Origin of the sequence: Bartonella sp. CR84HXZ (genome assembly GCF_042194535.1) — a bacterium.
Taxonomy (GTDB): Bacteria; Pseudomonadota; Alphaproteobacteria; order Rhizobiales; family Rhizobiaceae; genus Bartonella; species Bartonella grahamii.
Map to the genome: position 1 here is coordinate 110,997 of NZ_JBHIMY010000003.1, position 19,325 is coordinate 130,321.

General features: G+C 37.2%; 15 protein-coding genes. 4 read left to right on the forward strand and 11 right to left on the reverse strand.

The window, feature by feature from the left end; translation table 11 throughout:
* Positions 1 to 7: 7 nt before the first annotated feature.
* The 3 genes from nrdE to nrdH are packed head-to-tail and all read right to left on the reverse strand — an operon-like array spanning position 8 to position 2,762.
* Positions 8 to 2,158 carry a class 1b ribonucleoside-diphosphate reductase subunit alpha gene (gene nrdE / locus ACFIKD_RS02535; RefSeq protein WP_375636004.1) on the reverse strand — a complete coding sequence of 717 codons (2,151 nt, stop codon included), beginning with the start codon at positions 2,156 to 2,158 and terminating at the stop codon, positions 8 to 10.
* The gene (nrdI, locus tag ACFIKD_RS02540; RefSeq protein ID WP_375636005.1) at positions 2,140 to 2,538 is read right to left on the reverse strand and encodes a class Ib ribonucleoside-diphosphate reductase assembly flavoprotein NrdI; all 399 of its coding nucleotides are present in this window, start codon (positions 2,536 to 2,538) and stop codon (positions 2,140 to 2,142) included. The genes nrdE and nrdI overlap by 19 nt, the downstream gene beginning before the upstream one ends.
* A complete protein-coding gene (nrdH, locus tag ACFIKD_RS02545; RefSeq protein WP_375644644.1) occupies positions 2,538 to 2,762 on the reverse strand; it encodes a glutaredoxin-like protein NrdH in 225 nt (74 codons plus the stop codon). The genes nrdI and nrdH overlap by 1 nt, the downstream gene beginning before the upstream one ends.
* Before the next feature lie 679 nt (positions 2,763 to 3,441).
* On the opposite strand from nrdH, the gene ACFIKD_RS02550 reads away from it, so the two are divergent.
* The 3 genes from ACFIKD_RS02550 to ACFIKD_RS02560 are packed head-to-tail and all read left to right on the forward strand — an operon-like array spanning position 3,442 to position 5,994.
* A complete protein-coding gene (locus ACFIKD_RS02550) occupies positions 3,442 to 4,194 on the forward strand; it encodes an ABC transporter ATP-binding protein (RefSeq protein WP_375636007.1) in 753 nt (250 codons plus the stop codon).
* 3 nt (positions 4,195 to 4,197) lie between these two features.
* Positions 4,198 to 5,067, forward strand: a complete 870-nt coding sequence (locus ACFIKD_RS02555) for a metal ABC transporter permease (protein WP_375636008.1) — start codon at positions 4,198 to 4,200, stop codon at positions 5,065 to 5,067.
* Between the two features lie 9 nt (positions 5,068 to 5,076).
* Entirely contained in the window at positions 5,077 to 5,994 is a 918-nt protein-coding gene (locus ACFIKD_RS02560) for a metal ABC transporter solute-binding protein, Zn/Mn family (protein ID WP_375636009.1), read from the forward strand.
* Between the two features lie 1,910 nt (positions 5,995 to 7,904).
* Here ACFIKD_RS02560 and ACFIKD_RS02565 read toward each other — a convergent pair.
* The 7 genes from ACFIKD_RS02565 to ACFIKD_RS02595 all read right to left on the reverse strand — a co-directional run bounded on the left by ACFIKD_RS02565 (position 7,905) and on the right by ACFIKD_RS02595 (position 16,834).
* Positions 7,905 to 8,951: a sn-glycerol-3-phosphate import ATP-binding protein UgpC gene (locus ACFIKD_RS02565; protein WP_375636010.1), complete on the reverse strand. Its 1,047-nt coding sequence runs from the start codon at positions 8,949 to 8,951 to the stop codon at positions 7,905 to 7,907.
* A 2-nt stretch (positions 8,952 to 8,953) separates the two neighbouring features.
* Positions 8,954 to 9,805, reverse strand: coding sequence for a sn-glycerol-3-phosphate ABC transporter permease UgpE (gene ugpE / locus ACFIKD_RS02570; RefSeq protein WP_375647143.1), 852 nt, complete (start codon positions 9,803 to 9,805; stop codon positions 8,954 to 8,956).
* A gap of 10 nt (positions 9,806 to 9,815) precedes the next feature.
* Positions 9,816 to 10,700: a sn-glycerol-3-phosphate ABC transporter permease UgpA gene (ugpA, locus tag ACFIKD_RS02575; protein ID WP_012754601.1), complete on the reverse strand. Its 885-nt coding sequence runs from the start codon at positions 10,698 to 10,700 to the stop codon at positions 9,816 to 9,818.
* Positions 10,701 to 10,795: 95 nt separating this feature from the next.
* Positions 10,796 to 12,130 carry a sn-glycerol-3-phosphate ABC transporter substrate-binding protein UgpB gene (gene ugpB / locus ACFIKD_RS02580; protein WP_375636012.1) on the reverse strand — a complete coding sequence of 445 codons (1,335 nt, stop codon included), beginning with the start codon at positions 12,128 to 12,130 and terminating at the stop codon, positions 10,796 to 10,798.
* Between the two features lie 929 nt (positions 12,131 to 13,059).
* On the reverse strand, positions 13,060 to 13,782 hold the full coding sequence (locus ACFIKD_RS02585; RefSeq protein WP_375636013.1) for a glycerophosphodiester phosphodiesterase: 723 nt from the start codon (positions 13,780 to 13,782) through the stop codon (positions 13,060 to 13,062).
* A gap of 76 nt (positions 13,783 to 13,858) precedes the next feature.
* Positions 13,859 to 15,415, reverse strand: coding sequence for a glutamine-hydrolyzing GMP synthase (gene guaA / locus ACFIKD_RS02590; protein WP_208438601.1), 1,557 nt, complete (start codon positions 15,413 to 15,415; stop codon positions 13,859 to 13,861).
* 132 nt (positions 15,416 to 15,547) lie between these two features.
* Positions 15,548 to 16,834: an RsmB/NOP family class I SAM-dependent RNA methyltransferase gene (locus tag ACFIKD_RS02595; RefSeq protein WP_375647144.1), complete on the reverse strand. Its 1,287-nt coding sequence runs from the start codon at positions 16,832 to 16,834 to the stop codon at positions 15,548 to 15,550.
* Between the two features lie 515 nt (positions 16,835 to 17,349).
* Here ACFIKD_RS02595 and ACFIKD_RS02600 point away from each other — a divergent pair.
* Positions 17,350 to 17,496: a hypothetical protein gene (locus ACFIKD_RS02600; protein WP_273722522.1), complete on the forward strand. Its 147-nt coding sequence runs from the start codon at positions 17,350 to 17,352 to the stop codon at positions 17,494 to 17,496.
* 189 nt (positions 17,497 to 17,685) lie between these two features.
* Here ACFIKD_RS02600 and guaB read toward each other — a convergent pair whose 3' ends face one another.
* Positions 17,686 to 19,185 (reverse strand): IMP dehydrogenase, encoded by a 1,500-nt coding sequence (gene guaB / locus ACFIKD_RS02605; RefSeq protein WP_012754596.1) that lies wholly within the window; start codon positions 19,183 to 19,185, stop codon positions 17,686 to 17,688.
* Positions 19,186 to 19,325: the final 140 nt, after the last annotated feature.

Here is a 19,325-nt window from a genome sequence, read left to right on the forward strand (position 1 = left end):
TGATCTCCTATAAACTGCACGAAACACAGCCATCAACTTCTGTTCCACTTAATGCTACTTGCCGTAATCGTACATAGTAAATACTCTTTATACCCTTTTTCCAGGCATAAATTTGTGCGCGGTTAATATCACGTGTGGTAGCGGTATCAGGAAAAAATAATGTCAATGAAAGACCTTGATCAACATGCTGTGTTGCTGCAGCATAGGTATCTATAATTTTTTCAGGACCAATCTCATAAGCATCTTGGTAAAAATTCAAATTCGTATTATCCATATAAGGAGCGGGATAATAAACGCGTCCAATTTTTCCTTCTTTGCGAATTTCAATTTTTGAAGCAATTGGATGAATAGAAGAAGTGGCATGATTAATATAGGAAATAGATCCCGTAGGTGGAACTGCCTGCAAATTACGGTTATAAAGCCCATACTCAATGACTAATTTTTTGAGTTCCTGCCAATCCTTTTGATCTGGGATAACAATATTGTTCCGTGCAAAAAGCTCTTGCACAAGCGCAAATTGCGGTTTCCATTCTTTTTCAATATATTTTTCGAAAAAACGTCCATCTGCATAAGCTGATTTTTCAAACCCTGCAAACATTTCTTGACGTTCACGTGCAATCAAATTGGAAGCCCGTATGGCGTGATATGTCACAATATAAAAATAGATATTGGTAAAATCTATCGCTTCTGGAGATCCATAATAGATCTGTTCACGCGCTAGAAACCCGTGCAAATTCATTTGTCCCAAACCAATCGCATGACTTTCAGCATTGCCTTTCGCAATGGAAGGCACACAGGCAATATTGCTCATATCCGAAACCGCAGTAAGGGCACGAACAGCAGATTCCACGGTCTGTCCGAAATCAGGACTTTCCATTGCTTTGGCAATATTCATGGATCCAAGATTACAGGATATATCACTTCCAATCGTGCGATAAGTTAAATCTGTCTCCAGTTCACTTGCCTCACTCACCTGCAAAATTTCTGAACATAAATTGCTCATACTTATGCGCCCAGCTATTGGGTTCGATCGATTAGCAGTATCCTCAAATAAAATATAGGGATAACCCGACTCAAATTGAATTTCCGCTAATGTCTGGAAAAAAACGCGTGCACTTATTTTCTTTTTACGAATCTTTGCATTATCAACAAAAGAACGATAATGCTCCGTTAAAGAAATATCGCTAAAGGGCTTACCTGTCACACGCTCGATATCATAAGATGAGAAGAGATACATATCCTCATTATTCCGTGCAAGCTCAAAAGTAATATCAGGAATAACGACACCAAGCGAAAGCGTTTTGATTCTAACTTTTTCATCAGCATTTTCACGCTTTGTATCCAAAAACTTCATAATATCTAAATGGTGAGCATGCAAATAAACAGCTCCAGCCCCCTGTCTTGCCCCAAGCTGATTGGCGTAAGAAAAAGAATCTTCCAAGAGTTTCATCACCGGTAAGACTCCTGAGGACTGATTTTCTATTTGCTTAATTGGTGCCCCAGCTTCCCGCAAATTCGTTAAACAAAGCGCCACACCTCCACCACGTTTTGAAAGCTGCAAAGCCGAATTAACCGAACGACCTATCGATTCCATATTATCTTCAACACGTAGCAAAAAACACGAAACCAATTCACCACGTTGTTTTTTCCCAGCATTTAAAAATGTCGGTGTTGCCGGCTGAAAACGTCCTGTAATAATTTCATCCACAAAACTTTCAGCAAGAGCTTTATTCCCTTGTGCCAAATATAAAGCTACAAGACAAACACGATCTTCATAACGTTCAAGATAACGTTTCCCATCAAAAGTCTTTAATGTATAGCTGGTATAGTACTTAAATGCGCCTAAAAAGGTAGGAAAACGAAACTTAAATGCATAAGCACGTTTAAAAAGCTTTTTAATAAAAGAAAAATCATAAAGCCCAAATAAAGCTTTTTCATAATAACCTTCTTCTATTAAGTAGTCTATTTTTTCCTTCAGGTTATGAAAAAAAACTGTATTTTGATTAACATGCTGAAGAAAATATTGCCGTGCGGCAAGCCTATCCATATCAAATTGAATATGACCATTTTCATCATAAAGATTAAGCATTGCATTCAGCGCATGATAATCAGTAATCTGATCCGATTTCTGCGATTGCCCTATACCAATTGTTTCCAAAATCTTTCCAATCCCTTTTTTACATAAATAACGTCTTCATCAGTTCCACGCAGCTCAAAACGATAAAGGCAAGGTACACAACATTTTTCAGCAATGATTTTACTTGCTAAATTATAATAACAACCAAAATTACGATTCCCACCACCAATGACACCACGAATTAATTTTCGGTTCTCAGCTTCATTAAGAAAATGGATAACGGCTTTCGGCACTGCTCCTCTTCCTTCACCATCTGCATATGTAGGAACAACCAGTACATAAGGTTCACCAACCAATGCAGAAGGCTTTCTTTTATCAATTTTGAAGAGTCGTTGACCAAGTTGCGAGACAAAATGTTCTGTATTACCCGTTGCACTCGAATAATAAACAATAAGCCCCATTAAGCACAAAGACCACTAATCATATCTGGTCTAAAACCAGACCAATGATTTTCACCACAAACAACGACAGGAACCTGACGATACCCCAGAGATTGAACAAAATTGTATGCTTGTTCATCACAAGAAATATCAACAACACGATAATGAATGCCTTTTGCATCAAAAGCGCGGCGTGTAGCATCACATTGGACACAAGATGGTTTGCTATAAATAGTGATCGACATTTTCTTCAACTTTCACAATTCCAAACAATCAACCCTAAAAGGTCAATCTAATAATTTTATAAGTACTCAAGAATAACAAAAAACAGAAATTGTACGCAAAACATGTGGTTACTTTCAAATAGTACACAGCTTCTTGAACATAACAGAATTCCTCATCAAATAACTTCAAAGACTATGATGAGAATAAGCGATTATTCTATAACTTAAATGGCAAAGCCCCCCAGTTATAAAACAATCTTTTGCTTGCATTACAATTCCCTCCTGCTGTCTAAAAACTAACGTTCTAAACTACCGTTTTTCAAGAGCTCTGTTTTACTCTTTTACGGCAAAAATCAATTACAAAAACGAAAGGAATCCTTCCAAAAGAGATCCTTCAGCAAAAACACTGCTATGCCCTTGGTCAATAAACTCTTTACAATAATGGAAATAACTTAGATACCAAACGAAACACACTAACACCCTCTCTTGTGCTTATTTAGAATCACCAATCATTTTGATACTATATATAGTATATACTCTCTCTCTTTCGTCAAGGTGAATTCAATTATTATTTTTAATTTTCCACGATCTTCACACTAAAATTTTCAGTCCTCAAAACTATGTAATAATATAACATTTTATTGACAAACGTTATATTATTACATAGTTTTCAAAATAATAAGCAACGATGGTAAAAAATATGGATCTGCACTTCAATAAGACAACATTAGGCTATGGAAATAGAATAGCAATAAAGAACTTTTCAGCAAAGTTAAAAGCTGGTTCATTGGTCGCAATAACAGGCGATAATGGCGCTGGAAAATCGACACTGCTAAAAGCCATCGCCGGATTGATTAAACCTCTTAAGGGAAAAATTACAAAACCAAAAAAAAGCCGTATTGCTTATCTTTCTCAGCAATGTGATGTAGATCAAACATTTCCAATTGATGTGAAAACGCTTGTAAAAACAGGACTGTGGTCTTTTTGTGGATTATGGAAAAGCCAGCGCCTTTATGATTCTAAGATTCAAAATGCGCTTGAAACGGTTGGGCTTACAGAACTAGCACCCCGTTCGCTTGAAACATTATCAGGCGGGCAATTACAACGCGCTCTTTTTGCACGTATCATTGTGCAAGATGCCAATATTATTTTGCTTGATGAACCTTTCAATGGTGTAGATCATAATACCCAAAAAGACCTTCTTACACTGATCACATACTGGCAACAGCAAGGACGCACAGTTCTCGCAGCACTCCATAACCCTCTCATCGTGCAAGAATTTTTCCCCCAAATGATTCAAATTAATCAACAAAACGCCTTTTATGGAAAAACAACACAGTTTTTTAACAACACTATTCATCACGTTATGCCACCTCTCACATCCAATTCTTTTCCTATTAGCGCACAAAAACAAAATCTTCCCATCAATGATCCTCTCTTTCTTAGGTTATAAGACGTGTATGCATTTTTTCTTGCCCCCTTTGTTGATTTCCAATTTATGCAAAACGCCCTTATCGGTTCTATTTTCCTGTCTATTAGCGCTTGTCCTGTTGGTGTATTTTTGATGCTCCGTGGAATGAGCTTGATAGGAGATGCTATCTCTCATGCCATTCTTCCTGGTGTTGCAACTGCTTTTCTGATTTGTGGCTTTTCCCTCATATCTATGACACTTGGTGGCATCTTCGCTGGTATTATTGTTGCTTTAGCAACCATTTTAATTTCACGAAATAGCTTTCAGAAAGAAGATGCATCCATGACCGTCTTTTATCTTATTGCACTCGCGGCAGGTGTCATTATTATCTCACTAAAAGACTCAACAATTGAGCTGCTTCATCTCTTATTCGGATCGGTTCTTGCACTTGATGCACAAGCCCTTTGGTTAATCACTATTATAATGCTGATTACACTATGCAGCCTTTGTATTTTTTGGCGTGCACTTGTTTTAGAAAGCTTTGACCCCCTCTTTTTTAAATCACTCTCTCCGTTGAGTAAATATATTCATATTTCATTGCTTGGACTTGTGGTGTTGAATCTGGTTGGAGGCTTTCAATCACTAGGAACATTACTTTCCGTTGGCATTATGATGATTCCAGCTATTACAGCCCGTTTTTGGTTTTCACGGCTAGGCCCTATTTGCGCGCTTTCCACTCTTTTTGGAATCATTTCTAGCGTATGTGGTCTCCTGCTTTCTTTTCATCTTTCTCTTCCCTCCGGCCCTGCTATCATCATTGCCGCAGGATTTATTTATCTTTTTTCCTGCTTGATAAGTCCACGTGGCTTTATTGTAACATGGTTTCCCCACCTCTTTTATACCTCCTCACTTTAAGGAAAAAATGTGCCTAAGTTTACTCAAAAATTTGTTCTTCTTGGAGCTTTATTGCTTTCCCTTTCTCCATTTTCTGCTTCTGCAAACAATAAAATCAAAGTTGTTGCGAGCTTTTCTATTCTCGCAGATCTCGTAAAAAATGTAGGAGACAACCATATCTCTATGACCACTTTTGTAGGTCCCAATGCGAATACCCACACTTATGAACCTACCCCCCATGATGCTCAAGCTCTTAGAAATGCTCAAATTATTTTCATCAACGGACTTCATTTAGAAGGATTCATTGATCGCCTCATTACAGCAAGCGGTACAAAAGCACTTCTTGTCAAAGTTAGCGCTAACATTCCCTCCCTCAAAATGAAAAATCAAGAACATAATGCCCATCACCACCATAGCGTTATTGATCCACACGCTTGGCAAACAATTCCCAATGTCAAAATCTATGTGAAGAATATCGCTGCTGCTTTTTGTAAAATCGATCCACAATCCTGCACCAGCTACAAAAAAAATGCCGAAACCTACATCCAAAAACTTAAAATAGCACAAGATACCCTGAAAACAAAAATTGCTACCATCCCTAAAGATAAACGTATCATTATCACATCTCATAACGCCTTTGGCTATTTTGCCAAAGAATATGGTTTTACTATCCTTGCTCCCCAAAATGCTTCAACAGAAGCTGAAGCAACCGCAGCCGATGTTGCTAAACTTATCAAACAAATTAAGGCGAATAAAGCAGCTGCACTATTCGTTGAAAATATCTCTAATCCTCGGCTCATAAAACAGATTGCAAAAGAAACAGGTTTAAAAATTGGTGGGACTCTTTATTCTGATGCATTGTCAAATAAAAATGGCCCTGCAGCAACTTATCTCGATATGATGGAACATAATGTGAATACCATCATTGATGCCATCACAAAACATTAAGATTTTCTACAAAAGAGATAAAAAAGCGTTCATAAAATCGTAAGTCTATGATTATATTACTAATGATACCCAACATCTATAATTGATAATATTGATATAAAATAAAGTTACTTTTACAGAGAAATTTATACTCAATAGATGCTAAGATAGATAAAGTAAGTGGATTTATTGCCTCATGATGCCCAGATCGTCAGCGGCATCATTCTATTTTCCAACGCTTCTTTTACAATAACTCTCGACACTTGAAACGATTCATAAGAAGCATTTGGGGTCTCTTTCTTAAAGTATTTTTATCTACCCAACTCCATTTATAACATACAAGTAGAATGAGTGTATGAATAAAAACCACTTGAAGAAAAAATGCCTCTTATGAAGAGTCTCAACACAATAATTGTTGCAATGTTGGAGACTGGCAGAGAGTATGATGATGGACCCAGCTTGCATTTTTATAAATATAAAGATGGCGATACACAATGGATTTTATGTTATACTACTCATAAACGACTGCGTGAAAAAACAGTTGGAATAACCTTGCAAAATATTTTTTAAAACAAGTGCGTGAATTGGCAACCTAATAGCCTTCTGTTTAGGTATTCTGTTTTGTATGAGAGATGTAATTCTATTCAAAGAACGTAATAAAAAAATGTGTTCGGCAATGCGCAGTCTCCATTATGTAAGAGACATAGTCTCAGATATTTTTGAAAATCGTAATACTAAATTGCTAAAGATAGAAACTATTTTTTATCTTTCTGCTTTCATATTCCCCCCTAAACTAAGCTGTCTCCTCATTTTAGAAATTACATAAGAAGATAAGCTTATTCCACTCTGATATACAAAAACTGAATACAACACTGAGCCGTCTTCATATTTGTCTCAAACATACTGCTGTATAAAGTTTAGGTTGATTTATAAGCAACAAAAAAGCACGCACTTTATAAGAAAGCAATACCATAAAATCATTAATAGACTGGCAATATATTGAAAAAATATACCATCTTTCATAAAATGCTTTGCAAAACAACAAGATAACTGTCTTTGTCCCTGCTGATTCTTATAGGTGTTCGCACCAATCCCTTATGTCATATTCATAAAAATCTGTTTAAGAATGGTCTATAGGCAATTTTTTAACTCAAGAATATAGAAAGATCGATGGGATGTTACAGATGTGTTTCATCTGCTTTTATCATTAAAAGTAATGAAAATTGTAAAACAAGCGCGCCTTCTATCTCTCAGTGATTTCTTTTGCAACTGATCGGATACCCTCGCTGAGAATTGCATAGTGATTTACATGAGAAAAAATAAACTTGCAGCATGCGCGTGCAGGTTTCTCTCTAATTTATGTGATTGCTAAAAAAACAGATGCCTCTTATAGGATCTCTGAAACCATTTAAGATCATATAGTCAGCAGTAAAATAGAATATGCCTATTCTCGTACAGACTATTTAGAACAGCGTCGTATTTTTTGGATCAAATAGACTTCTTATGTTAGGGATCAAAGCTACGATATGGGGCGCATCCCCTCTCATCTGTGAATTATTGTTTCCCTCTATTTCTCTCATTTACTTTTTATAAGTTACATAAATTATTACATCAAGAAACACATAATAATATATTGTTTTTTATGAGCAAAATATGGTTAATCAATGGTTATTTTATATTGATATTTTTTTATAGTGAAAATGATTTTATTATGTTTGAGATTTGAAAATAATATTCTTCTCACAGACCGTGAAAATGCATATTTTCTTCATATAAATGTTTTGACATTCTCAGCGCCATGGGACAATGGATCATTACCAAAACTTTTAAAATTTTGTTTTTAATCCCATCGGTTACAACCTGATTTTGTAAATGCAATCGAGAAAATCGAAACGCAACATAAAAGAAAGTCGTGTCACATCAATTAATGCTTACTTACTATTTGTACGCTTTCCAGTGTTTTTGTTAAAAGTATGAAAATTCTGATGAGCGACAGTGAAACTTAGTTTTTGCCCATAGTCGTGTGTCAAGCGTTCTTTTATTTCAATCGTAAAGATGATATTATTCCAACGCGTTAAAACATGGCAACCTGTTCCGATAGGCTTGATAAGCTCAATTTTTGTGTGAAAGACAGGTCCTTTATCTGGATGTTCGCCCAATAAGATTATTTCAGGTCTGAATGCTAAAAGATCAGTTTCTTCGCCATAAGAAAATGAATGCCCTAAATGTTGTTCTAAGACATGGCGATCAAGAAAATTCATAGGAGGAGAACCAATAAAATCAGCAACAAATGTTGTTGCTGGAGTGTCGTAAATTTCCATTGGTGTTCCAATTTGCTCGATAGCTCCTTTATTCAAAACGACTATTCTATCAGCTAATGTCATAGCTTCTAGTTGATCATGGGTAACATAGAGGCTGGTCGTTCCTAATGAACGCTGTAGTGTTTTTATTTCAATACACATTTGCGCCCGCAATTTTGCATCAAGATTTGAAAGAGGTTCATCAAAGAGAAAAACACGGGGTTGACGTACAATCACACGCCCCATTGCAACACGCTGACGTTGTCCTCCTGATAATTGTCGTGGCTTACGATCAAGAAATGATTCTATCTCCAAAAGTTTTGCAGCATGTGCGATGCGTTTTTTAATTTCTTCTTTAGGAGTTTTACGATTTTTAAGACCATATTCTAAGTTTCCACGAACTGTCATATGGGGATAAAGAGCATAATTTTGAAAAACCATAGCAATATCACGATCAGCTGGTTCACGATCATTGATACGTTCGTTATCAATACATAATTCACCTGAGGTAACTTGTTCAAGTCCTGCTATAATACGCAATAAGGTTGATTTTCCGCACCCTGAAGGACCGACAAGAACAAGAAGTTCTTTATCAGCAACAGTTAAGTTTAAATCATCAATGACCAGAATGCCGTTGTCATACCGTTTTTTTATATTTGATAACTGGATTATGGCCATAATTACTTCTCCGTTTCAATAAGGCCTTTGATAAAAAGCCGTTGCATGAAGATAACAACAAGAACAGGGGGAACCATGGCAACAACCGATACTGCCATGAGTATATTCCATTGAGGATCATGTTGAAGTGATTCGACAATAAGCTGTTTTAAAATAATAAGGATCGTTTGATGATTTTGATCCGTTGTGATGATAAGAGGCCAAAGATATTGTATCCATCCATAAATAAACATAATGATAAATAAAGCAGCGATATTGCTTTTACTAAGAGGAAGAAGAATATCCTTAAAAAATTTAACTGGACCTGCACCATCAACACGTGCCGCCTCTAAGAGTTCATCTGGAATAGTCAAAAAAAACTGGCGAAATAAAAATGTAGCGGTTGCAGATGCAATAAGTGGAATAATCATTCCACTATAGGTGTCGATCATCCCCAATTTCGCAACAACCTCATAGGTTGGAAGAATACGAACTTCGACAGGGAGCATCAATGTAACAAAAATAAGAACAAAAGCAGTTTTTCGGAAAGGAAAACGCATATAAACAATTGCATAAGCAGATAAAAGTGAAATAATAATTTTTCCAATACTAATCCCTAGAGCCATAATGAGTGAATTCATTAAGAGTGGACAGAGGTTGGGAAGACCGAGTTGTGCAAGGCCATCACCAAAGATTGTTTTATAATTTTCCAAAGCATATTTCCCAGGTAAAAGAGGAAGTGTTCCCGAGTTGAATGCTGCTGAACTATGGGTTGATGCAATGATAGCAACGTAAACTGGAAAGCAAATAATGATAATGCCAATAATGAGAGTAATATGGGTTAGAAATTTCAAAATAGGGCGATTTTCAACCATAATTTACTTCCTAATATTGTACACGACGCTCAATCCAGCGAAACTGAATAAAGGTTAAGACAATAACCATCAACATCAATATTGTTGACTGTGCTGCTGATGCACCGATTATTTGATTTCTAAAGCCATCGTCATATACTTTATAGACGAGGATGCTCGTTGCACGCGCAGGACCTCCAGAAGTTGTATTATCAATAATACCAAAGGTATCAAACATAACATAATTGACATTGACAATAAGAAGGAAAAACGTCGTTGGTGAAATTTGCGGGAAGACTACAGTCCAAAATCGTTTAAAGGGACCAGCACCATCAATGGCGGCTGCTTCTATTTGAGAACGCGGAACAGACTGAAGACCTGTAAGAAAAAAGAGAAAATTGTAAGAAATTTGTTTCCAACTAGCCGCTATGACAATAAGAATCATTGCTTGAGTGCCATTAATACGATAATTCCATAGCACCCCTATTTTCTCGAGAAGAAAAGGGATAATTCCGATGGTGGGATGAAAGATAAACAGCCATAATATACCTGCCAATACTGGAGCAACAGCATAGGGCCAGAGCAAAAGCATTGTATAAGCCTTTTTTGCACGGATGACACGATCAACACAGACAGCTAAGAGAAGTGATATTGTCATTGAAGCGACAGTAACTGAGATGGAAAATACTGCGGTTGTAAGAAGTGATTGCAGATAAGTAGGATCAGAAAGAACGGTTAGATAATTTTCAAAACCAATAAAGGTTGTTGTAAAGCCAAAAGGGTCTTCACGCTCAAAAGATGATTTTATTGCTTGAGCAGCAGGCCAAAAGAAAAACAAAAAAGTCACAAGAAGCTGAGGGAAAAGCAGTCCGTAAGAAAGTAGACTATTTTTAAAATATGCATGTTTTTCTTGCATTCGTAGGGCTCTTTAAATGTAGAGACTTTAAAAAGATAAACAAAAAGAACTCAACTGTTTTTGTTGAGTCTTTAATGTTTAACAATAAAACGAGATTAATGATTAGATTTTTCAAATTCACGCAAGAGTTTATTTCCACGTTCAACGGTCTCATCTAAACCATCTTTCGGTGTTTTTGAACCACTAAGAACAGCTTCCAACTCTTGATCAAGAATGGCACGGATTTGTGGTAAATTACCAAATCTTATCCCTTTCGAGTTAACTGTTGGTGGATTAAGATTAATCTGTTTGATAGCTATATCCGCACCTGGCGTTTTTTCATAGAAATGTTGTTTTTTGCTCAATTCATAAGTCGCTTTTGTGGTTGGAAGATAACCTGTTTCCTGATGCCATTTTGCTTGGTTTTCTGTTTTTGAAAGAAATTTAAGAAAAGCGGCTGCCCCTGCATATTCCTTTGGGGTATGTCCCTTAAACGCCCAAATAGAAGCTCCCCCAATAACTGAATTTTGTGGTGTTCCTTCTGCATCCTTATAATACGGTAGCATACCAACTCCCACATCAAACTGAGCTTCCGAAACAATTCCAGCACGTGATCCTGAAGATTGCATAAAAATTGCACAATTTTGTGCCATAAACATTGGTGTTGAATCTAATGCACCTGCTGGACCACCATAACGGAAAATACCTTGATCAGACCACTTTTTCAGGTCAGTCCACATACGCACTTGTAAAGGTCCATTAAATGTAAGTTCTGAATCAAGTCCTTTAAAGCCATTTTCCTTCGTTCCAAAAGGAACATTATGCAACGCTGAAAAATTTTCTATACCAATCCATTGAGCAGCATAAGCCATCGTAAAACCGCAAGTTGCCGCTTTAGTCTCAAGAATTTTTTTGGAAAAGTCTTCTATATCTTGCCACGTTTTAGGAGGCTGTTCCGGATCAAGCCCTGCTTTTTTAAAGATATCTTTGTTATAATAAAGAATGGGAGTTGAAATATTAAATGGCATAGAGATGATACGTCCCTGTTCATCGGAGTAATAACCACTAATAGCAGGGAAATAATCTGTAGGATCAAATTCTTGTTTTGTATCAGCCATAAGTTGATAAAATGGATAGATTGCGCCTTTTGCAGCCATCATAGTTCCAGTACCAACGTCATAAATTTGGGCAAGCACTGGTTGTTTCTTTCCACGAAATGCTGCAATGAGTGAAATCAACCCCTCTTCATATTCGCCGCGAAATGAAGGAACAACTTTATACTCTGATTGACTTGCATTAAAATCGTTAATGAGACTTTCAGTTTGCTTTCCTAATTCACCACTCATAGAATGCCAAAAGCTGATTTTTGTCTGCGCAAAACTTGCTGTTATTCCCGCTGTAGACATTATGATAGCAACCGTGGCCGCTATGGAAAGATAAAAACGACTCATGGCTCACCCTTTCTGAAGTGATGGAATACAAACTACCCCTAAATTTATAGTATTACACATGAACATGCTATGACAGTTTTATTTCAGAAATATATTCTCTCATTTAAACAGGAACCACCAAAAGGTCAAATGAATTTGTTTAAATTTATTCGTTTTCTTTTATAAGCTTTCTTATGTATTAACGAGATACGCGTTTGTAACTATCTGAAAAAAGTGAGATGGCTTAAATAAGCAAAGTCAATTGGTAAAAAGATATAGATCGTAAATGTCATTCAATGACTATTTTAATATCTGGATTTACTTTTTTTAAAAAGAATTATTTATTCTTTTGCTATTTGTCTTATAATTTTCGGCTTATAACTTTAACACGATGTAGCTACTGAATTTAACGAAGAGACAAATAGAATTTTTCTTAAAACTACGAAAATCATTTTGAAACGCTTAATAGTTCCTTTCCTGTAGTGAGATCACGCTCCTCACGCAAAACAAAATGACATTGTATTACCAATTTTCATGCTGTTAAAAAATCTTTCAATACATCTACATTTCATGATAGCTCCTATAAAATATAGCCATAAAGTCTCTCCACTAAATTATATAAGACTTTTTGTATGCCATCATATGAGCCCCTAATGCTTCAACAAGTCTTGCATTTGAAATACGTTAAATGAATATTTTTATTCTTTTCTCAATAATTTTTTATCCACACACCAACCCTGCTTGTAATGTGTAAACGAATGATTTTGATTGATTCATTGTAAAAAGATTTGAAATAAGAAAATCTTACGTATTAAGATCTCTTATTCATATGAATAAACCATTAATTATCATTATAAATCAATGTATTATTGTTATATATTAGATAATTTTTCTTCTTTCATTACGCTAGCTTTATGAGGATATATAGTTCCCTTTGTATTGATGTATTTTTACCTTTGTGCACGCAATTGCAATGCGAGATCGGGTTGATCTGTCGTAATATAATGTACAGGCATGTCAAGCCAATGTGATAACCGAGCTTTTCCATTAATTGTCCATACCCCTACAGTAAAACCAGCCTCAAGAGCTGATTCAATAAAGTCCTGTGAAACAATGGAGCCATCTAAACTTAGATCAGAATAACCTAATTGCTTCCATACAGAAAAATGACGGTACATATCACCTTCAAGATTATCAACACATGGACCAGATGGTATTCCTGCTTCAATAAAAGGACGAAGGATCAAAGGATCAAAACTAATTGCAGAAACCCGTTCTGATAAATTTCGGCTTTTTATTAGCGCAAGCGCTTTTTGGGATAATATTGTTTCACGCTCCACTTCACCACATGTCTTGATTTCAAGATGCAATGCAATATTCGTTGGTGCTAAAAGATCAAGCACCTCTTCTAATAAGGGAGGTGCTTCTTGGCTTCCTTTTACGCAGAGTTGTTTGCGTGTTTCATTATCAATGTCGTGAATATACCCCTTTTTTCCAACCAATTGGTCTAGACGGAAGTCGTGAAAGACAACCACTTCACCGCTTTTCAGCAAATGAACGTCGCATTCAACTTCATCAACACCTAACGCTATAGCATTATTAAATGCCGAAAGAGTATTTTCAGGATAAAGATGAGCTCCGCCACGGTGTGCAACAATTTTTTTCTCAGACATGCAAAATTCCACACTTCTCAATTTTAAACGATATTAGCGTACAGATTGCCAGATAAAGGCTTATCCTTCATTTTAATTATTCCCATTCAATAGTACTAGGAGGCTTTGAGGTTACATCATATACAACACGATTAATCCCTCTAACTTCGTTAATAATACGTGCTGCCGTCTTACCTAAAAACGCCATATCATAGGGATAAAAATCAGCAGTCATTCCATCTACAGATGTGACGGCACGAAGAGCACAAACAAATTCATAAGTGCGACCATCCCCCATCACGCCAACAGTTTGAACAGGAAGAAGAACAGCAAAAGCTTGCCAAATTTCGTCATAAAGACCAGCTTTACGGATTTCCTCAAGATAAATAGCATCTGCTTCACGTAAAATTTCTAATTTTTCACGGGTCACAGTACCTGGACAGCGAATTGCAAGACCTGGACCTGGAAAAGGATGGCGACCAATAAACTGCTCTGGTAATCCTAACTCTCGCCCTAGCAAGCGAACCTCATCCTTAAAGAGCTCACGCAACGGTTCTACAAGTTGCATATTCATCTGTTCTGGCAGCCCACCCACATTATGATGGCTTTTAATGGTTACCGTTTTACCAATAGCAGACACACTCTCAATAACATCTGGATAAAGTGTTCCTTGTGCTAAGAACTCTGCACCTCCTATTTTTTTAGTTTCTTCTTCAAAAACTTCAATAAAAAGGCGACCAATCGTTTTGCGCTTTTTTTCTGGATCTGTCTCACCCTCTAAAGCATTAAGAAATATATCGGCAGCATTAACGTGAATAAGCTCTATATTATAATGATCACGAAAGAGCGTGAGAACTTCTTCAGCTTCATTCTTGCGCATCAGCCCATGGTCTACCAAAATGCATGTCAGTTGATCTCCTATGGCTTCATGAAGGAGTACCGCTACAACAGATGAATCCACCCCCCCTGAAAGACCACAAATCACACGACTTTTCCCAACTTTTTGTCGTATCGTAGCAATTGCCTGCTCACGATAAGAAGCCATTGACCAACCACCTTTAATAGCAGAGATTTTATGAATAAAGTTTTGCAAAAGTTTTGTACCATCTGGTGTATGGATAACTTCAGGATGAAACTGTACTGCATAAAAATGTCTTTTTTCATCAGCAATAGCCGCATAGGGAGCTCCGTTTGAGGTCCCTATGACACGAAAACCTTCTGGTAAAGCTGCCACACGGTCACCATGGCTCATCCATACTTGATAACGAGAACCTTTTTCCCACACTCCATCAAAAAGAGCACTCTCTTCTTGCACTTCCAAAAAAGCACGCCCAAATTCACGCTCATGTCCAGCTTCAACCTTTCCTCCAAGCTGAACACACATGACTTGTTCACCATAGCAAATACCCAGAATCGGAATACCCGCCTCAAAAATTTCCATTGGAGCACGCGGAGAGCCCTCATCAATAACGGAATAAGGACTCCCTGATAAAATAATAGCTTTAGGATTTATGCGGCGCACAGCTTCTAAAGCCAATTGAAAAGGAGCAATTTCACAATATACCCCCATTGCTCGTACCCGTCGTGCAATAAGTTGTGTAACTTGTGAACCAAAGTCAATAATAAGAACCGTGTCTGGATGTGATATGCTCATAGAAAACCAATCAACAATTGTAAAAGAAAACTCATGCGAGTTATGATTCAATCTTTCTTTTTTCACAAGCCTATTTTCTTAAGAAAAAGATTATTCTCGTAAAATTTATGATAAAAAATGCAAAAATATGGATCAATGTTTTTTTTGCAACACAGATAAAAAGAACCCATCTGTTTGTGTTGTGGCCGGCGACAAAGTAAGTCCATAATTTGAAAAAACTGGTTGCACAGGAGAAAAACTAAAATGTTTCTGCCAAAGCGCTGGCATATCTATTGGAGCAAAATGAGAATGTTGTTGAAGGAAACGGGAAATTTGTTCCTCATTTTCATCTGTAAAGAGAGAACAGGTAATATAGACTAGGCGCCCATTTGGCTTAAGATAAGCTATCGCTTCATTCAAAATAGATCTCTGTTCTGTTTGGCGTTGTTTCACCTGTTCTAATGTTAAACGCCATTTCGCATCTGGACGACGACGCCATGTTCCTGTCCCACTACATGGTGCATCTAGTAGAACTCTATCCATCTGACCTGTTAATGGTTTTAATTCTTCTCTTTGCACTCGTATTTGTACATTACGAACACCAGCGCGTCGAAGACGATCAAAAATAGGAGCCAAACGAGCTTTGTCTGAATCATAGGCATAAATTTGCCCACGATTGTTCATATCGGAAGCTAAAGCTAATGTTTTACCCCCAGCACCTGCGCAATAATCTAATACCTGCATGCTTTCTCGCGCTTCCACAAGGTGAGCAACAATTTGAGATCCTAAATCCTGTATTTCAAAGTGTCCTTTTTGAAAAGCTGGTTCCACTTGAACATTAGGATGACGGTTAAACTTTTCAATCGGTGCAATTCTCAAAGCTTGCTCAAACCATGGCAAAGATTTAAGTTTGGTTTTTGCTAATTCTTTCAACACCTTTTCTGGTGTTGCCTTTAAGTTATTTACCCGTAGGTCTAAAGAAGGACGCGTTGCTAACGCAGCCGCTTCAGTGATCCAATTATCACCAAATAAAGGACGCAGATGCGCTTGACACCATTGCGGAATATCACCACGAATATAGTCTGGAGCATCCACTAATTGCTGACCTTGCCACGATTTACGCTGTTTAGCTCCTAATAACTGCGGCGCAAACCGATCTTCTGCTAACTCACCGTCAATTTGCTCCAGCGTCATTTTTCCAGAATCTAATAAGGCACCAAAAACGATATCTCGGATATCATCACTCTCCATACGCCATTGTAAAGAATAGCGTCGTCTTAAAACATCATAAACGATTGTGCCAATAGCTGCGCGATCACCTGCTCCAGCAAAGCGATGAGAAAGCCCCCAATCCTTTAAAGCTTCTCCTACTGGGCGATGCTTCATTTCTATCTCTTTGAGAACATCTATTGCTGCTTGCAAACGCCCACCTAATCGCATTCATTTCTCCCATTAAAATAATAAAATCTTAAATCATCTAAAAAAATAATATTATCTTCTTCTTGCCAATAAAACCTTCTCAAAACCATTAAAAATTTACATTCAACATTAAAATGATCTGATCATACTTTTTATAAGATCCAATATTAGAGTATCTAGATTTTTCCTTTCATCTTCTGCCCATTCACTTTTTATCCCTCTACCTCTTATACTAAAAGATACGCAGCCATCCATAAAGAACTTATTTCCGCCATGCATTACGAAAAAACAAACTCCTTAATTATTGCGTAAAATAAAATTTACGAGGATTATCTGAATAACAGAAAAAATCAAATATCTCCCATCTTTTTAGGGCTATCCATCTGAAAAAATAGAAAAAATCTTCTCATAAAATTAAACACGTCCATCTTACGTTCACCAAAAAATTAACTTTTTAGAAAATGCTTGGAACCACTATTTGGCATGACCGTTTTTACTCTACTGGCAACTGCCAGACAATTTAAAAGGAGAAAATAATGACTTATAATAATGGAAAAACAACTTCATCTAAAAGCCGTCATAACACAATGCCCTCAAACAACGGAAAGAAATCCGTCCAAAGTGATCAGACAAACACTCGCCAACGTGCGTCAAAGACAGGACGGAAGACTACAAAAAGTTAATTCTAATTTTATATAACTTATTTCATATAGTCTTAACAGAAAGAATTAGAGTTTTGACCTCTAATTCTTTCCTTTTTGGGATTATTACACCAAATCACAAACAGAAAAAAGCGCAGTCCCTCTTTCTTGTTCTCGGAAGATTTTATATTTATACGATATGACATTATGCTCTTATATCTTTAAATATCTTTAAACTGGCCCACGATAGTTTGGACTCTCCCGTGTGATAGAAACATCATGCGTATGACTTTCATGGAGTCCCGCATTCGTAATACGTACAAACGTTGCTTTTTCACGAAACTCTACGAGATCTTTTGCTCCAACATACCCCATTGAAGCACGAAGTCCACCAGCAAGCTGATGTAGAACTGATGCTATAGGCCCTTTATAAGCCACCTGCCCCTCCACACCTTCAGGAACCAACTTAAGTTCATCACGAACATCATCTTGAAAATAGCGATCTGCCGATCCTCGTGCCATAGCACCAACAGATCCCATACCACGATAGGCTTTAAAAGATCGACCTTGATAAAGATAAACTTCACCAGGACTTTCTTCTGTACCTGCTAAAAGAGATCCAATCATCGCTGCACAAGCCCCACCAGCTAAAGCTTTAGCAAAATCACCTGATGCTTTGATTCCACCATCTGCAATAATGGGAATGCCCGCTTTTTCAGCAACTTCTGCAGCATTCATAATAGCTGCAAGTTGAGGAACACCGACACCAGCAACAATACGCGTTGTGCAAATAGAGCCAGGACCAATACCAACTTTTACCGCATCTGCACCACTGTCAATCAATGCCTGCGTTGCTTGAGCGGTTGCTACGTTCCCAGCAATAACAGCTGGAGAGGAAGCCATCTTTTTAATTCGTTCAACAGTTTCTAGCACATGTTGAGAATGTCCATGCGCTGTATCAATGACCAACACATCAACACCCGCGTCTATGAGGCGTTCAGCACGCTCAATCCCTCCATTCCCAACACTACTGGCCGCTGCAGCACGCAAGCGCCCTTGAGAATCTTTAGCAGCATTTGGATTTAATTTTGCTTTTTCAATATCCTTAACTGTTATCAGTCCGACACAACGATTTTGTTCATCCACAACTAATAATTTTTCAATACGATGATGATGTAAAAGATATTTTGCTTCATTAAGTTGGACATTTTCACGCACTGTGATCAAATTTTCATGCGTCATTAATTCATAAATTTTTTGTTTTGGATCTGATGCGAAACGGACATCTCTATTGGTCAAAATGCCAACAAGTCGTCCCGCTGTCTCACCTTTAACACTATTTTCAACAACCGGAATACCTGAAATGCCATGAGAGCGCATCAAAGATTTCGCTTCTTCAAGTGTTGCATCTGGTCCAATTGTGACTGGATTAACAACCATACCAGATTCAAACTTTTTTACTTGGCGGACTTCTTCTGCCTGTTCTGCAGGAGACATATTACGATGAATAACCCCAAGACCTCCAGCTTGAGCCATAGCAATTGCCAAACGCGATTCTGTTACCGTATCCATTGCAGCAGAAAGCAATGGCAAATTGAGCTTAATATCCGCTGCAATGCGCGTACTGAGATCCACTTGACTAGGCATAACAAGAGAATGACCGGGCTGTAAAAGTACATCATCAAAAGTCAGTGCCAATGCACCTGTCCCCGTTTCAACAATCTTTGCCATAGCAAAATTCCTTTTATAATAAAACACCGCAAGGAGCTTTAAAATACAACTGCGGTTCTCATACATGGTAGATTGGCAAAAAATTATGCCATGCTACAAACAAAATGAAAAGAAAAATAAATATTTTTTTTGGTTTATAA

Excerpts from the sequence above, each read along its gene's own strand:
- nrdI (WP_375636005.1), bottom strand. The coding sequence starts at position 2,538 with ATGGGGCTTATTGTTTATTATTCGAGTGCAACGGGTAATACAGAACAT.
- nrdH (WP_375644644.1), bottom strand. The coding sequence starts at position 2,762 with ATGTCGATCACTATTTATAGCAAACCATCTTGTGTCCAATGTGATGCT.
- ACFIKD_RS02550 (WP_375636007.1), top strand. The coding sequence starts at position 3,442 with ATGGATCTGCACTTCAATAAGACAACATTAGGCTATGGAAATAGAATA.
- ACFIKD_RS02565 (WP_375636010.1), bottom strand. The coding sequence starts at position 8,951 with ATGGCCATAATCCAGTTATCAAATATAAAAAAACGGTATGACAACGGC.
- ugpE (WP_375647143.1), bottom strand. The coding sequence starts at position 9,805 with ATGGTTGAAAATCGCCCTATTTTGAAATTTCTAACCCATATTACTCTC.
- ugpA (WP_012754601.1), bottom strand. The coding sequence starts at position 10,700 with ATGCAAGAAAAACATGCATATTTTAAAAATAGTCTACTTTCTTACGGA.
- ugpB (WP_375636012.1), bottom strand. The coding sequence starts at position 12,130 with ATGAGTCGTTTTTATCTTTCCATAGCGGCCACGGTTGCTATCATAATG.
- ACFIKD_RS02585 (WP_375636013.1), bottom strand. The coding sequence starts at position 13,782 with ATGTCTGAGAAAAAAATTGTTGCACACCGTGGCGGAGCTCATCTTTAT.
- guaA (WP_208438601.1), bottom strand. The coding sequence starts at position 15,415 with ATGAGCATATCACATCCAGACACGGTTCTTATTATTGACTTTGGTTCA.
- ACFIKD_RS02595 (WP_375647144.1), bottom strand. The coding sequence starts at position 16,834 with ATGCGATTAGGTGGGCGTTTGCAAGCAGCAATAGATGTTCTCAAAGAG.
- ACFIKD_RS02600 (WP_273722522.1), top strand. The coding sequence starts at position 17,350 with ATGACTTATAATAATGGAAAAACAACTTCATCTAAAAGCCGTCATAAC.
- guaB (WP_012754596.1), bottom strand. The coding sequence starts at position 19,185 with ATGGCAAAGATTGTTGAAACGGGGACAGGTGCATTGGCACTGACTTTT.